The organism is Neisseria sp. DTU_2021_1001991_1_SI_NGA_ILE_055 (assembly GCF_032342915.1).
In the GTDB taxonomy this organism is placed as follows: domain Bacteria; phylum Pseudomonadota; class Gammaproteobacteria; order Burkholderiales; family Neisseriaceae; genus Neisseria.
Genome location: NZ_CP135440.1, coordinates 2029416 through 2044308, shown reverse-complemented (window position 1 = coordinate 2044308; position 14893 = coordinate 2029416). Strand labels below are relative to the sequence as shown.

Genomic DNA, 14893 nt, shown 5'->3' with positions numbered 1-14893 from the left:
TTCAGACGGCCTTTATTCAGCCATCGAGATTAAAACCGATTATGCGCCGCGTTTTTCCAAAGCGGCTACGGCAGGCAACTCTTTGCCTTCCAAGAATTCGAGGAACGCGCCGCCGCCGGTGGAAATGTAGCTGATTTGGTCGGTTACGCCGAATTTGGCAATCGCCGCCAGAGTGTCGCCGCCGCCGGCAATCGAGAACGCATCGCTTTGGGCAATCGCTTCGGCCAATACTTTGGTACCGCCGGCAAATTGGTCAAACTCAAACACGCCGACCGGGCCGTTCCATACGACAGTGCCTGCGGCTTTGAGCAGCTCAGCCAAAGCAGCGGCGGATTTCGGGCCGATGTCCAAAATCATGTCGTCTTCAGCAACGTCGGCAATGTCTTTCACCACAGCTTCCGCATCGGCGGCAAAGGCTTTAGCAACGACGACATCGGTCGGCAGCGGAACAGAGCCGCCTTTGGCCGCCATTTTCGCCATGATTTTTTTGGATTCTTCCACCAAATCGTGTTCGGCCAAAGATTTGCCGATGGCTTTGCCTTCTGCCAACAGGAAGGTATTGGCAATGCCGCCGCCAACGATGAGTTGGTCGACTTTGTCGGCCAAAGATTCAAGGATGGTCAGCTTGGTGGACACTTTGCTGCCGGCAACGATGGCAACCATCGGATGAGCCGGTTGTTTCAGGGCTTTGCCCAAAGCGTCGAGTTCGCCCGCCATCAACACGCCGGCGCAGGCAACCGGTGCGGCTTGGGCAACGGCTTCAGTCGAAGCTTGGGCGCGGTGGGCGGTACCGAATGCGTCGTTAACGAATACGTCGCACAAAGAAGCGTAGGCTTTGCCCAGCTCCAAGTCGTTTTTCTTCTCGCCTTTGTTGATGCGCACGTTTTGCAACATCACGACATCACCGGCGTTCAAAGTCGGTTTGTTTTCACGCCAGTCGTTCAATACTTTCACGTCTTTGCCCAACAGTTTGCCCAAATGCGCGGCAACAGGCGCTACATCGTCTTCAGGATGGAATTCGCCTTCGGTCGGACGGCCGAGGTGGGTCATCACGATCACAGACGCGCCGTTGTCCAAGCAGTATTTGATGGATGCGAGCGAAGCACGGATACGGGTGTCGTCGCTGATGTTGCCGTCTTTAAACGGTACGTTCATATCGGCGCGGATCAGAACGGTTTTGCCTTGAACATTTTGTTCGGTCAGTTTCAAAAATGCCATGATGATTCCTTTGTGATGGTTGGGAACGGGAATGTTTGGGATTATCCGCGAATGAGGCGCGACGGTAAAGATTGGCAACGGCCGTGCTTGATGTGAATCAGCAGATAAGGCCCGGGCCGTCTGAAACATTCGGCCAATCTTTGCAAATTTTCCGCTATACTTTGGCGATTGATTTTCATTTTACGGATTGAACCATGTTACGCCGAATTGCTTTAATGCTTGCCTTCGCACTGCCTGCCGCTTCATGGGCGCAGACGCTTTCTGAAACCCTGCCCAACGGTCTGAAAATCATCGTCAAAGAAGACCACCGCGCGCCAGTGGCCGTTTCGCAGATTTGGTACAAAATCGGCAGCGTGGATGAAAAACCGGGCAAAAGCGGCCTGAGCCACGCTTTGGAACACATGATGTTTAAAGGCACGAAAGATGTTCCCTCCGGCGAGTTCAACCGCCGCGTGTCCGAGCTGGGCGGGCAAAACAACGCCTACACCAACCGAAATGAAACGGTGTATTACGAAAACGTCGCCGCCGCCAACCTGCCCGAAATTCTGAAGCTCGAAGCCGACCGCATGCACAACCTCAACTTCAGCGACAAAGAATTCCTCAACGAGATGAACGTCATCCGCGAAGAACGCCGCCAACGCACGGAAGACACCGCCGACGGCAAAATGTGGGAGCAAGCCTATCTTGCCGCCTTTACCCAACCGTCTATGCGCGCCTCCGTCATCGGCTACATGAAAGATTTGCACACCCTCAAAGCCGACGACTTGCGCGCGTGGTACAAACAATATTACGCGCCCAACAATGCCGTATTGGTCATTGTCGGCGATGTCGATGCCAAACAAACGCTTCAGACGGCCGCCAAACTCTTCGGCGATATTCCCGCCAAAGCCCAGCCGCCGCGCAACAAACTGAATACCGAACCCTATTTGCGCAAGCCTGTTACAGTCAAAGCCACTTCTCCGGTCACACACCAGCCGCTGATTGCCATCAACTTCCGTGTGCCGAAACTCCAAAAACTCGATGACACGATGCCTTTCGCCCTCGACATCCTCTCCGATATTTTGGCAGGCAACGCGTCCAGCCGTTTTGACAAAAACCTCGTGCGCGGCAAGCAAACCGCATTGAGCGCAGGAACGCATTACGACATCATCAGCCGCGAAATGCCGCTGTTCAGCGTAATAGCCATGCCTGCCGAAGGCGTGAAAACCGATACTCTGATTGCCCAGCTGCGCCAAGAAATCAAAGACATTGCCGACAACGGCGTTTCCGAAGAAGAATTGCAACGCGTCAAAACCCAGGCAACGGTCAACGAAATCTACGCCAAAGACTCCATGTCTTCCCAAGCCTCCATGATGGGCCGCCTCGAAGCGCGCGGTTTCCAATATACCGACGAACAAGAAATCCACCGCCGCCTACAGGCAGTCAGCGCGCAAGAAGTACAGGCCGCCGCCCGGATGTTGACCGACGAGCGCATGAGTACCGTCATCATCGAGCCGCAAAAACCTGCCGCCGCGCCAAGCAAAAAAGCTGCCAAACGCCGATAAACATCAGGCCGTCTGAAAGCCCATACCCTTTCAGACGGCCCTAACAGAAAGCCACAACATGAAACCCACCCTGCTCGCCCTTGCCCTCCTCCAGCCCTTAAGCGTCCAAGCCGCCACCGACATCCAACGCTGGCGCAACCGCGACGGCACCCAAATCCTCCTTGTCGAACGCCACGAAAACCCCATCATCGACCTTGAAGTCAGCTTCAAGGGCGCAGGCAGCGTCGCCAATCCGGACGGCAAAAGCCAAGTTGCCGAATTTACCGCCGCCCTCCTGACCGACGGCACCCAAGAGCTGGACGAAGAAGCCTTCAATGCCGAAGCCGACAACATCGGCGCACAAATCAGCAGCGACAGCAATGCCGAGAGCGCGTCCGCAGGCTTCCGCAGCCTCAGCAAAGCCGACATCCGCGACAAAGCCGCCAACTTGCTCAACCACTCGCTAACCCGTCCGCGCTTTGACGAAGCCGTTTTCCGCCGCCGTCAAACCCAATCCATTACCGGCTTGCAACAACAAGAAACCACCCCCGACTACACCGCCACGCGCGAACTGACCAAACTCATCTACCCGAACCACCCCTACGGCAGCGGCGCAAACATAACCGTTGACAGCCTCAAACGAGTTAGTCTGGACGACATCCGCGCCTTCCACCGCACCCACTACGGCAAAGACAACGCCATCGTCGCCATCGTCGGCGACCTCAACCGCAAACAGGCAGAGCAACTGGTCGAACGCGTCCTCAAAGACCTGCCGGCCAAAGCCACTGCAACCCACGCCATCCCGCCCGTTTCCAAACAAACCGCCCAACGCCGTGACATCCCCTTTGCCGGCACACAAGCACAAGTCCTGCTCGGCACCTCCCTCATCAAACGCCACGACCCCGACTACTACGCCCTCGTTGCCGGCAACTACATCCTCGGCGGCGGCGGTTTCGACAGCCGCCTCATGAAAGTTTTGCGCGACCAACACGGCTACACCTACGGCGTATACAGCAGCCTTGCCCCGGCGACAGAAGAAGGCACGTTTGCCGTTTCCTACTCCACCCAAAAGAAAAACACCAAAGCCTCACTGGCCGATACCCAAGCCGTCATCGAACAGTTTATCGCCGAAGGCCCGACCGAAGCCGAACTGAAACAGGCCAAAGCCAACATCGTCGGCAGCTTCCCCCTGCGCTACGACTCCAACGACAAACTGCTCAACTACCTGAGCCTGATCGGCCTCTACGACCTGCCCAACGACTACTTGGAAGCCTACCCCAAAGCCATCAACAGCCTGACCGTCGAACAAGTCCGCGACGCATGGCAACGCCGCGTCAAATTCAAAGACCTCAACACCGTCGTTGTCGGCGCAGAATAAAACGCTTTAAAACAACAGGCCGTCTGAAAGATTTTTCAGATGGCCTGTTGTTTGACAATTATTCAGATTACTTATGCACTATGATACAATTTCTTACTTTTCAAATATTAATCATAAAAGGGGTTTTCATGAAAGTATATAAGATATTTAAAGATTCAATAGGCCAATATGAAGCGGTCAAACAAGGCTGGTCTTGGCCTGCATTTTTCTTTGAAGGTATCTGGGCATGTGTGAAGAAAATGTGGGGGGTGGGTATCATCCTTATTATTCTATCTATAATTTTAAGTTTTTTTAATTTTGGAGCTGAAAAACTGGTAAGTATGAACCCCGCCTTCGCAATCTTTCTCCCCTTTCTATTTCTTATTGGTATTACCATTAAAATCCTAATGGGTGCATACGGTAACAAACTACGTGAAAAAAATTTGATAAACCGCGGCTATCAATATCAAGAGGATGCCAAAGTTATCTTTGCTCAAAATCCTCAAGCTGCTGTCGCACAATATATTTCCGAATACAAAAAATAAATCAGGTTCTTAAAACATAAAGGCCGTCTGAAACCTTGAAATAGGTTTCAGACGGCCTGAGCCTTTGCAAAACTCTTTACATCTCAAACCTTTCTGAAATCCGGCGGGCCAAGCGCCTGCCCGGTTTTACCCTTTTCTATTAAGGAGCCGCCATGTCCCATCTGCAAACCATCGCCGAACACCTGACCAGCCGCCGCCAAACCGTTACCTGCGCCGAGTCCTGCACCGGCGGCCTGCTTGCAGGTGCGCTGACCTCCGTTCCCGGCAGCTCGCAGTGGTTTCACCAAAGCTTCGTCACATACAGCAACCAAGCCAAACAAGACCGCCTCGGCGTCATGCCCGACACCTTGCTGAAACACGGCGCAGTCAGCCGCGAGACCGTCTATGAAATGGCACGCGGCGCAAAAGCCGTCGCGCAGGCAGATTACGCCTTGAGTATTTCCGGCATCGCCGGCCCCGGCGGCGGCAGCGCGGCCAAACCGGTCGGCACAGTCTGGTTCGGCCTAGCCACGCCCGAAGGCTCGTTTGAGCAAACCGCGCTATTCACGGGCGATCGCGAAGCAGTAAGGGCGCAAGCCGTCGAATACGCATTGGCTTTCTTGGCGGAACATTTGGTTTGATAGCAAAAACTCAGGCCGTCTGAAATCTGGAAATCAGGTTTCAGACGGCCTTTTTATCTATTCAAACCATCGGCGGATTTATACGCCCAAAAGCTCTTTGCCGAGGAAGCTGCCTTTTTCGACACCCGGCAGGACGAAGAAATAGCCGCCGCCAAACGGGCTGATGTATTCCTCCAGCGGCTCGCCGTTGAGCAGGTTTTGCACGAAGATGAAGCCGTCGGCCAAGTTGGCCTGATAGCAGATAAACACCAAGCCGACATCGAGCTGGCCGTTGGCGGCGAGGCCGCGCGAGTAGTTGAAGGCGCGGCGGTAGAGCAGGTGTTTTTTCATGAACTCAGGATCGCGCGGATTGGCAAGGCGCATATGGCTGTCTTTGGGTGTGATTTTGCCGTCGGGGTCTTTGGCGAAATCGGCGGTATCGCCCTCTTTTTTACCGTCCATGGGCGCGCCGCTGTATTTGCGCCGACCGAAAATATCGGTTTGTTCCTGCATCGGGGTGCGGTCCCAAAACTCGACAAAGTGGCGGATGAGGCGGACGGCCTGATAGCTGCCGTTTTTCGTCCATGCCGGTTCGTCCAAGCTGTTGGCGGCAACGCCCGTCCAGAGGACTTGATCGGCGACTTTGGGATCTTCGACTTTAGGATTGCCGGAGCCGTCGCGGAAACCTAAAAGGTTGCGCGCGGCAATGGCACCAGGTTCGGCTTTAGGCAGCCAACCGTCTATGCTCCAACGGATGACGGCAAACTGGGCGGTATTTTTGATGATGTCACGCAGGGCGGCTTGGCAGGTTTCGGGGGAGAATGCGCAAATTTGCAGGCTGAGGTCGCCGTCGCACCAAGATTTTTGGAGTTTGTCGTTGGGGAAGTCGCGCATTTCCTGCAGGTGTTTCGGCTTTTTGTCTTTGAGGCCGAAGCGGTCGTCAAAAAGGCTGCTGCCGACGCCGACGGTAACTGTCAGTCCGTCGGGGCGGAATTGTTTGCCGAGGATGCCGCTGCCCGCAGGCGGGAGCTTGTCGTCGCCGTCTTGGTATTCGCCGCCTTGGGTGAGGAATTCGATGCGGGCGGTCAGGGCGCGGAACAGGTTTTCAAGTTGTTTGGCGTCTTTGGCGGTAACATCAAAGGCACACATGATGCCGAAGAGCTGGTGTGGCGTAACGATGCCTGCCTGATGCTCGCCGTAACACGGATAGGCCAGCTCGGAATGTTGGTTGTTTTGGGTCTCGGCGGCGGCTTCGCCTTGTTTTTTGCCGGCAAAATAACCGGCAACGCCGATGGCGCCGGCGGCAAGGGCAGTTTTGAAAAGGGTTCGTTTTTCGGGTTGTGCCGGTTGTTTGTTTTGGCTCATGGTCTGCTCCTTGGCAGGGAACGGAAAGATTGCAATCGTGTGAAGTAAGGTCGGTTTTCAAGCATATTTGTGTGGGCGGCAATAAGATTCAGACGGCCTTTCAATATCCAAAGGCCGTCTGAAAACGCGTTATCTTATTTCAAACCCAAAATGCCGCGCAGTTTGGCCAAGTCTTCTGCCAAAGCATTAATCGGCGCTTGCAGGGCTTTGCGGTCTTCTTCGCTCAGTTTGTCGTACAACTCGAAGCCGTCTTGTTTTTTGTATTTCGCCAAAATGTCTTCAACCTGTTTGAAGTTGGCATCGGTTTTTTCCAACAGCGCTTTGTCTTTGGCTTCAATCAGCGGACGGAACAAATCAACGATTTTTTTGGAGCCGTCTATATTCGCTTGGAAGTCGCTCAGGTCGGTATGGCTGTAACGGTCTTCTTCGCCGCTGATTTTGCTGCCGGCCACTTCTTCGATCAAAACAGCCGCGCCGCCAACCACTTTGCTTGGCGGGAAGGAAAGGGCGTCGATTTCTTTTTGCAGGGATTCAACGTCTTTCATCAGCTTGTCGGCAGTCTCTTTCACGCCGGATACGTCTTTTTTCACCCACAGGGCGTGTTCGATGCGGTGGAAGCCGGTAAAGGCCGCGTCGTTTGCGCCGTCTTTGAAATCGTCTTCACGCGCGTCGATGGCGGGGTCGAGTTCGTTAAAGAGTTCGGCAATCGGCTCGATGCGTTCGTAGTGGGTGCGGGTGGCGGCAAACAGGGATTTGGCTTTTTCGATGTCGCCGGCTTTGACGGCTTCGGTAAAGGCTTTGGTTTTAGCGACCAACTCTTTGGCTTCTGCCTGAACATAAGCTTTATAGTCGGCCAGAGGTTGTGCCAGTTTTTCCAAATCGGCTTCGTTGGCCGTGTCTTTGAAGCCGCTGTCGGTAACAATCAGCTTACCGCGCGGATTGGTCAACAGACCGCAAGTCATTTCGTATTCGCCCGGCAGCAGGGTAACGGTCATTTTGTCGGATAAACCCGGGGCGATGTTTTCACGCTCGTCCACCACCATCACGCCTTTGAGGATTTCCCATTCCAGCTTGCGGCCGCTGTCGTTTTTGATGTTAAACACGACTTGGCCGCTGGGGACGGTCAATTCCATCGGTTCGCAGGCAATATCGTTCACACCGATATTGACCGAACCGTCGGCATTGGCGGCAGCGGATGCGCCTGAAGCGGCAGGCGCGGCTTTTTCGGCTTCAGGCGGCTGACACGCGGTCAAACCCAGAGCCAACATTACGGACAAAGCAGTCAGATTGAATTTTTTCATTTTCATTCCTTTTTATTTAGTTAACGTTTTTGCCGGCGCGCTGCCGCGCAAAAACCAAATCATGACGGGAACCAGATACAGCAGCCAAATCAGGACTTCGCCTTCGGTCGGGTGGTCGGTATAGCCGAAGAAACCGCCGAGCAGCACGCCTAAAGGGCTGTCTTCATGCAAATATTTCGATGTGTCGAAAGCAATGTCCTGCATCACATTCCATACGCCGGCCTCATGCAGCGCGCGAAACGAACCGGCCAACAGACCGGCCGCCACCACAATCAGAAACGCGCCCGTCCAACGGAAAAACTTCGCCAAGTTCAGGCGCATACCGCCCTGATAAATCAGCGTACCGATGACAACCGCCGCCAACAGTCCCAACACTGCGCCTATCGGCATAGACCACGTCGGGCTTTGCTGGAACACGGCCAGCAGGAAAAACACACTCTCCAAACCTTCGCGCGCCACGGCCAAAAACGCCATGCCGACCAAGGCCCATCCCTGGCCGCTGCCGCGGTTCAAGGCCGTCTGAACAGAATCCTGCAGATGCTGTTTCATCGAACGCGCGGCCTTTTTCATCCACAAAATCATGTACGTCAGCATGGCCACGGCCACCAGGCCGATGACGCCGACCACCAATTCCTGTTCCTTCTGCGGAATCTCGCCCGTTGCCGAATGGATGCCGTAACCGATACCCAAACACATGACCGAAGCCAAAAACACGCCCAGCCAAACCTTCGGCATCAGCTCGCTGTGTCCCGACTGTTTCAAAAAACTGGCAACAATACCGACGATCAGGGCGGCTTCGATGCCCTCGCGCAGCATAATCAATAAAGCAATCAGCATAAAAAACTCTAAAGTGAAACGTTCATTTATTAACGCATTTATAACGCTTTATATTTAATAACGCAAATTATTTTCATTTTTTAATAACCCCATATTTCTTAAGATTTTTTAAAAGAAAATAACGGACGTAATCAATAAAAATTAAAAGGCCATCTGAATTTTATTTTTTCAGACGGCCTTAAAAACAGTAACTAATTGTAAATAAATAATAAAAAAGTTCCATAGTATAAATTTCCCTATCAGTGATATTTTCAAAATTTATCAAATTTAAAAGGTTGATTTACAACAAAAATTAAAACCGCCTTATCTTTTATAGTTGGTATATTGCTGGTGCAATCAGCAATCCATTACATAACAAACGCATAACAAAGGAACCCTCCTATGCCACGTTTAAAACTCCACCAAATCGCTTTGGCTTTGGCCGTTTCTGCCGCGCTGACCGCCTGCGGCGAGAAAACGGCTCAAACAACCGAAACCCCTCAAGCGGCTTCTGCCGCGAGCGCTGCCGATGCTGCCGCAAGCACCGCCGCCGTTTCAGCCCCTCAAAATTCCGCCGATGTTTCTGCCGAAGACAAAGCCCTGTTGGAACGCGCGCAAGCCGTGTTCAAACCTCTGCCTGATGCGGCCGAAATGCAAAAAATCCGTCCGTTTACCGAAGAGCAGGTCAAACTCGGCCAACAACTTTGGTACGAAACCCGCCTGTCCAAAGGCAATACCGTCAGCTGTAACTCTTGCCACAACTTGGCAACGGCCGGCGTAGACAACATGCCGACCAGCGCGGGCCACAAAAGCCAATTCGGCGCCCGTAACTCCCCAACTGCCCTGAATGCCGCCTTGTTGGGCAGCCAATTCTGGGACGGCCGTGCCGCCGATGTGGAAGAACAAGCCGGCGGCCCATTGCTCAACCCGGTTGAAATGGCCAACGCGACCGAAGCCGATGCCGCCGCCAAAATCGCCGGTATTCCCGAATACCAAGAGAAATTCAAAGCCGCATTCCCTGAAGACGGCGCGGTTTCCTTCAAAAACATCACCGCCGCATTGGGCGCGTTTGAACGCACCCTGCTGACCCCGACCCGTTGGGACGACTACCTCAAAGGCAACGTATCGGCCCTGAGCGAACAAGAACGCAAAGGCGTACGCGCATTTATGGACAACGGCTGTATGTCCTGCCACAGCGGCGTCAACTTGGGCGGTACCATGTTCCAAAAATTCGGTTTGGTGGACGGTCCTTACTGGAAACACATCGACGATCCTAAACACGACAAAGGCCGTGCGGACGTAACCAAAAAAGCCGAAGACGAATTCTTCTTCCGCGTTCCCGGCTTGAGAAACGTCGAACGTACCTACCCATACTTCCACAACGGCAGCGTTTGGGAACTGGATAAAGCCGTCAACATCATGGCGAAAGCGCAATTGGGTAAAACCCTGGCTCCGGAAGACACTGAAAACATCGTTGCCTTCTTGAAAGCCCTCTCCGGCAATGTTCCGGAGTCTGCCCGAACCATGCCTGAGCTGCCCATCTCCCACGATGTCAAATCCCAACCTGACAACAAATAAGGGTTAGCATAAAACAAAGGCCGTCTGAAAATCCGTTTCAGACGGCCTTTTTGCTGCCGGCCATATGGGCGGCTTTGTTTCACGATTGCGCACAATATGGTAATCTTGAGCCGATTTTCACCATACATCCGAAAGGAACATCATGAGCCTGATTATTGAAGACTTGCAAGAAGGCCACGGCAAAGAAGCCGTCAAAGGCAAAGAAATCACCGTACATTACACCGGCTGGCTGGAAGACGGCACCAAATTCGACTCCAGCCTTGACCGCCGTCAACCGCTGACCATCACCCTGGGCGTCGGCCAAGTGATTAAAGGTTGGGACGAAGGCTTCGGCGGCATGAAAGAAGGCGGCAAACGCAAGCTGACCATTCCTTCCGAAATGGGCTACGGCGCACACGGTGCCGGCGGCGTGATTCCTCCGCACGCGACTTTGATTTTTGAAGTCGAGCTGCTGAAAGTGTACGAATAAGCATTTGACGCTCCCAAAGGCCGAGGCCGTCTGAGACCCGAAGTTTGGTTTTTCAGACGGCCTGTTTTTATCAAGATTCGGTATAATGCCTGTTTTACAAACAAACCATTTCCCAAGGAACCCTCATGCTTTTACCCGAACAAGTCAAAACCCTGATTGAAGGCGTTACCCCTTGCGAACACGTCGAAGTCGAAGGCGACGGCCATCACTTCTTCGCCGTAATCGTTTCCTCTTCCTTTGAAGGCAAAGCCCGCCTCGCCCGCCACCGCCTGATTAAAGACGGCCTCAAGCCGCAACTCGAAAGCAACGAATTGCACGCGCTGTCGATTTCCGTTGCCGCCACGCCGGCCGAATGGGCGGCCAAACAGGCTTAATTCGGAATCAAACAAAAGGCCGTCTGAAACTTCAGACGGCCTTTTTGCATTCAAACCCAAGCAGCCTCAGCTTCCGGCCTGCATCTGTTTTTTCGGGAAAAACTGCACCACGTTCTCTCCTTGCGGCAACACCAATTTCTTCACGGCATGGCCGTACACGGTTTCAAGCGTGATGTTCAGACGGCCTTCGTTGGCAAAAATCTTATCCACAGCTTCCTTGGCCGCTTGCGGATTGCTGAACTTCAACGCATTCCACAATCCCAAAGTTTCCATGTCCTGCCAAAACGTCCCGGCTTTTTTATAGCTCAACTCAAGCTTGGCCGTGTCGGTTACCGGATCGTAAAAGCCGTTGTCGGCGAGCATATCGCCCAAGTCGTGCATATCAATCAGCGTGGGCGCTTCGCATTCGATGCCTTCATGGTTCAGACGGCCTGTCAGCTCGGTCAGGCTGTCGCGGCCAAAGTGCGTGAAAAACAATAATCCGTCGGTTTTCAAGGCAGCGGCCCAGTTTTTCAATACCGGCAAAATATCGTCGGCGCGGCTGAGGCTGAGGTTGGCCCACAACATATCGGCGGCTGCTTCAGGCAGCGGCGCGGTCAGGGCTTGGCAATGTTGCGGAATGGTTTTGCCGGTCAGCTTCTGCCAGAAACCGCCTTTGCGCGCGGCCGCTGCGGTTTTCAAAAAGTCGGCATTCGGATCGTATTCTTCAAACACGGCGTCGGGATAACGCGCGGCCAGCAGGCTGCGGCTGATGTCGGCATCGGCACCAATCAGCATGATGCGTTTGGGTGCATTGCGGACCAGCTGCAGGCGCTCGTCGGTGTCTTGGGCGAGATGGCGGTGAATTTGCCAGCGTTTGTCTTGTTCGGTCATGGTGGGTCGTGTCAGCGGGCTTTGCCCGACAATATTCTGTTTTTATGGTTGATGTTTGTTTCAGACGGCCTTTTCAACAAAATTACGGTAGGTTTCGGCAAATTCGTCGGCATGGCTTAAAAAGGGCGCGTGTGCGGCTTTGTCGATAAGGACCAGCTCGCTGTTGCTCAAATGGCGGTGTAAATATTCGCCCATGCGCGGCGGCGTAATGGCGTCTTTCTGTCCAAACACCAGCAATGACGGCGTTTGAATCAGCGGCAACAGCGGACGCGCATCGGCATGGTTGACCGCTTCAAGCGCGGCCTGTAAGGCGGAAGGCGTGCCGCAGCGCGCCAAATCGGGCAGCACCCGGTTTAAGATTTCGCCGGAATGGGGCGTGTGCAGCAGTTGCAGTTGTAGAAACTGTTTAATATGTTTGGCATAATCCTGCTGGAATGCGCCGACCATCTTGCCCAAGGCAGGTTGTGCCAAGCCTTCGGGATAATCCGTGTCGGCAGTCAATCGGGCAAAACTTGCCGTCAGGCAGAGCGATTGGATTTTGTCGGGATAAAGCGCGGTCAGATACAGGGCAACCAGTCCGCCCAGCGACCAGCCGAGAATGTGTGCCGGCGTGTCGATTTGTCCGGCGAAGGCTTCGGCAACGGCGGCAATATCAAACGGTTCGGCAAAAGGCGCATCGCCGTGTCCGGGCAAATCAAGCGCGCGGACGTCCCAACCGGCAGGCAGGCGCGGTATCAAATCGTCGAATACATGGCGGTTCGCCGCCCAACCGTGTATCAGATAAACTTTTTTGGCGGAGTGTGGCATGAATGTTCTTTCTTGGTGGCGCAATTTGAAACGGCTCAATGCGCGACGTTGCGTATTATGCCACGATTCCGTTTCAGACGGCCTTTGCCGAGGCTGCGCAAACGATTTGACGGAATATTTTATCGACGCGGCACAAAGCTGTCCTTTGTGTTTCCGCCATGTCGCGGGCGGGGCGGTGTGCGGCAGTTGTCAGAAAAAGCCGCCCGCATTTGATAGAATGTGGGCCTCGCTGTATTACGAACCGCCCGTCAGCAGCATGATACGCGAGCTGAAACACTTGGCCGACTTGGGCATGAGCCGTCCGTTGGCGGATTTGATGAGCCAAAACGCACCGGACTGGCTGGCGACGGAACACTTCGATTTCGTCCTGCCCATGCCTTTGAGCAAAGAGCGGCGGCTCAAGCGCGGATTCAACCAAAGCGAGGCGTTGACGGATATTTTGGCGAAACGTTACGGCTGGACGCTGCTGCCGCGCCACGCGGTTTTCAGACGGCATGGCGAGCCGCAAAGTACGCTGAAAAGCAACGAACGTCGGCGAAATATCAAGAATGCATTTAAAATCAAAGCCGAATTGCCGAAGGCGTGTAATATTCTGTTAATTGACGATGTCTTTACCACCGGCTCGACTTTGGACGAATTGGCAAAAACGCTGAAAAAATCAGGCGCAGGCCGGATTTGTTGTTGGTCTTTAGCGCGGCCGCCAATGAAAAAATAGCTTAAAGTTTTTGACACCCATGGAACATTTCGGCATTATGCCACTCTATAAGTGATTGATTTATATGTTTACCATAGTTTTGTACCAACCCGAAATCCCGCCCAATACGGGTAATATCATCCGCCTGTGCGCCAATACCGGTGCCGATTTGCACTTGGTTAAGCCGCTTGGTTTCCCGCTGGATTCGTCCAAAATGAAACGCGCGGGTTTGGATTATCACGAGTTTGCCAAACTGACGGTACATGAGAATTTCGAAGACTGCCTCAAGGCACTCGAAGGCCGCCGCATTTTCGCGCTGACCACCAAAGGCTCTACCCGCCCCGACGAAGTTTCCTTCCGCGAAGGCGACGTGTTGCTGTTTGGTCCCGAAACACGCGGCCTGCCTGCCGAAATTCTCGACAGCCTGCCTGCCGGACAAAAAATCCGCCTGCCGATGATGCCCGGCAGCAGGAGCATGAATCTTTCCAATACTGTCGCCGTTATTCTGTTTGAAGCATGGCGACAAAACGGTTTTGCCGGCGGCGTATAGCAGGCCGTCTGAAACCGCTGCGTTATCAACTCAAGAACGGAACCCGTTTTGACTTTTACCAAAAAAACCCTCCTTTCCTTAGCCGCCGCTACCATCGGCGTCCTTTCCATCAATGCCGCCGTTGCCGACAGCGTGGTCCGAGTCGAAAAACTGCATCCTTCTGCCAACCGCAGTTACAAAGTTGCCGGCAAACGCTACACGCCGCTGACCCAAGTTTCCTCTTTCAGCCAAACCGGCAAAGCCTCATGGTACGGTAACCAATTCCACGGCCGTAAAACTTCCAGCGGCGAGCGTTACAATATGAACGCCCTCTCCGCCGCCCACAAAACCCTCCCTATTCCCAGCTACGCACGCGTGACCAATATGCAAAACGGCAAAAGCGTCATCGTCCGTGTCAACGACCGCGGCCCTTTCCACGGCAACCGCGTCATCGATGTTTCCAAAGCCGCCGCCCAACAATTGGGTTTCATCAACCAAGGCACGGCCAACGTCAAAGTTGAGCAGATCATCCCCGGCCAAACCGCCGCTCAAACCATTATTTCCCCAAACAACAAAGAATTTTTTGTTGATTTGAAATCCTTCGGTACCCAACGCGAAGCACAGGCTTATCTGAACCAAGCCGCACAAAGCCTGCCGTCAGACAGCAAAGTCATGCTGGAAAAACGCAACTACGAATACGTTGTCAAAATGGGTCCGTTCAGCAGCCAAGAACGTGCCGCCGAAGCAGGCGAACGCGCCCGTCATCTGAATCTGGTGTCCGCCATCTGATTTCGTCCGCGTTAGCGCTGAAGTTTGATACAATACAAGGCCGTCTGAAACTCGAT

16 protein-coding genes are annotated in these 14893 nt (G+C 53.7%); 10 read left to right on the top strand and 6 right to left on the bottom strand.

Going from position 1 to position 14893, the window contains the following annotated elements:
• Positions 1–39 precede the first annotated feature (39 nt).
• On the bottom strand, positions 40–1218 hold the full coding sequence (locus RRV97_RS09545) for a phosphoglycerate kinase (RefSeq protein WP_036493913.1): 1179 nt from the start codon (positions 1216–1218) through the stop codon (positions 40–42).
• Between the two features lie 194 nt (positions 1219–1412).
• On the opposite strand from RRV97_RS09545, the gene RRV97_RS09540 reads away from it, so the two are divergent.
• From RRV97_RS09540 to RRV97_RS09525, 4 genes are all read left to right on the top strand, one after another.
• The gene (locus RRV97_RS09540; protein ID WP_315611387.1) at positions 1413–2762 is read left to right on the top strand and encodes a pitrilysin family protein; all 1350 of its coding nucleotides are present in this window, start codon (positions 1413–1415) and stop codon (positions 2760–2762) included.
• 58 nt (positions 2763–2820) lie between these two features.
• A complete protein-coding gene (locus tag RRV97_RS09535; RefSeq protein WP_315611386.1) occupies positions 2821–4119 on the top strand; it encodes a pitrilysin family protein in 1299 nt (432 codons plus the stop codon).
• 128 nt (positions 4120–4247) lie between these two features.
• Positions 4248–4643: a DUF2628 domain-containing protein gene (locus tag RRV97_RS09530; RefSeq protein WP_410505889.1), complete on the top strand. Its 396-nt coding sequence runs from the start codon at positions 4248–4250 to the stop codon at positions 4641–4643.
• A 152-nt stretch (positions 4644–4795) separates the two neighbouring features.
• Positions 4796–5263 carry a CinA family protein gene (locus tag RRV97_RS09525; RefSeq protein WP_036492498.1) on the top strand — a complete coding sequence of 156 codons (468 nt, stop codon included), beginning with the start codon at positions 4796–4798 and terminating at the stop codon, positions 5261–5263.
• 78 nt (positions 5264–5341) lie between these two features.
• Here RRV97_RS09525 and efeB read toward each other — a convergent pair whose 3' ends face one another.
• The 3 genes from efeB to efeU all read right to left on the bottom strand — a co-directional run bounded on the left by efeB (position 5342) and on the right by efeU (position 8745).
• A complete protein-coding gene (efeB, locus tag RRV97_RS09520) occupies positions 5342–6607 on the bottom strand; it encodes an iron uptake transporter deferrochelatase/peroxidase subunit (protein WP_063068633.1) in 1266 nt (421 codons plus the stop codon).
• Positions 6608–6741: 134 nt separating this feature from the next.
• Positions 6742–7908, bottom strand: a complete 1167-nt coding sequence (gene efeO, locus RRV97_RS09515; RefSeq protein WP_315611384.1) for an iron uptake system protein EfeO — start codon at positions 7906–7908, stop codon at positions 6742–6744.
• Positions 7909–7920: 12 nt separating this feature from the next.
• Positions 7921–8745, bottom strand: a complete 825-nt coding sequence (gene efeU / locus RRV97_RS09510; protein WP_049349150.1) for an iron uptake transporter permease EfeU — start codon at positions 8743–8745, stop codon at positions 7921–7923.
• Between the two features lie 381 nt (positions 8746–9126).
• Here efeU and RRV97_RS09505 point away from each other — a divergent pair, with 381 nt between their 5' ends.
• The 3 genes from RRV97_RS09505 to RRV97_RS09495 all read left to right on the top strand — a co-directional run bounded on the left by RRV97_RS09505 (position 9127) and on the right by RRV97_RS09495 (position 11145).
• Positions 9127–10302 carry a cytochrome-c peroxidase gene (locus RRV97_RS09505; protein WP_315611383.1) on the top strand — a complete coding sequence of 392 codons (1176 nt, stop codon included), beginning with the start codon at positions 9127–9129 and terminating at the stop codon, positions 10300–10302.
• A gap of 139 nt (positions 10303–10441) precedes the next feature.
• Entirely contained in the window at positions 10442–10771 is a 330-nt protein-coding gene (locus tag RRV97_RS09500) for an FKBP-type peptidyl-prolyl cis-trans isomerase (protein ID WP_094192864.1), read from the top strand.
• A gap of 125 nt (positions 10772–10896) precedes the next feature.
• Positions 10897–11145, top strand: a complete 249-nt coding sequence (locus RRV97_RS09495) for a BolA family protein (RefSeq protein ID WP_003686612.1) — start codon at positions 10897–10899, stop codon at positions 11143–11145.
• Positions 11146–11211: 66 nt separating this feature from the next.
• On the opposite strand, the gene RRV97_RS09490 is transcribed toward RRV97_RS09495, so the two are convergent.
• Both RRV97_RS09490 and bioH read right to left on the bottom strand, forming a co-directional pair.
• Positions 11212–12018, bottom strand: coding sequence for a methyltransferase (locus tag RRV97_RS09490; protein WP_314513172.1), 807 nt, complete (start codon positions 12016–12018; stop codon positions 11212–11214).
• 60 nt (positions 12019–12078) lie between these two features.
• Positions 12079–12825: a pimeloyl-ACP methyl ester esterase BioH gene (bioH, locus tag RRV97_RS09485; RefSeq protein WP_222570629.1), complete on the bottom strand. Its 747-nt coding sequence runs from the start codon at positions 12823–12825 to the stop codon at positions 12079–12081.
• Between bioH and RRV97_RS09480 the strand changes: the two genes are divergently transcribed.
• From RRV97_RS09480 to RRV97_RS09470, 3 genes are all read left to right on the top strand, one after another.
• Positions 12824–13540, top strand: a complete 717-nt coding sequence (locus RRV97_RS09480) for a ComF family protein (RefSeq protein WP_315611382.1) — start codon at positions 12824–12826, stop codon at positions 13538–13540. The two genes, bioH and RRV97_RS09480, sit on opposite strands and share 2 nt — an antisense overlap.
• 64 nt (positions 13541–13604) lie before the next feature.
• A complete protein-coding gene (trmL, locus tag RRV97_RS09475) occupies positions 13605–14069 on the top strand; it encodes a tRNA (uridine(34)/cytosine(34)/5-carboxymethylaminomethyluridine(34)-2'-O)-methyltransferase TrmL (protein ID WP_036492475.1) in 465 nt (154 codons plus the stop codon).
• A 48-nt stretch (positions 14070–14117) separates the two neighbouring features.
• Positions 14118–14837 carry a septal ring lytic transglycosylase RlpA family protein gene (locus tag RRV97_RS09470; protein WP_315611381.1) on the top strand — a complete coding sequence of 240 codons (720 nt, stop codon included), beginning with the start codon at positions 14118–14120 and terminating at the stop codon, positions 14835–14837.
• Positions 14838–14893 lie beyond the last annotated feature (56 nt).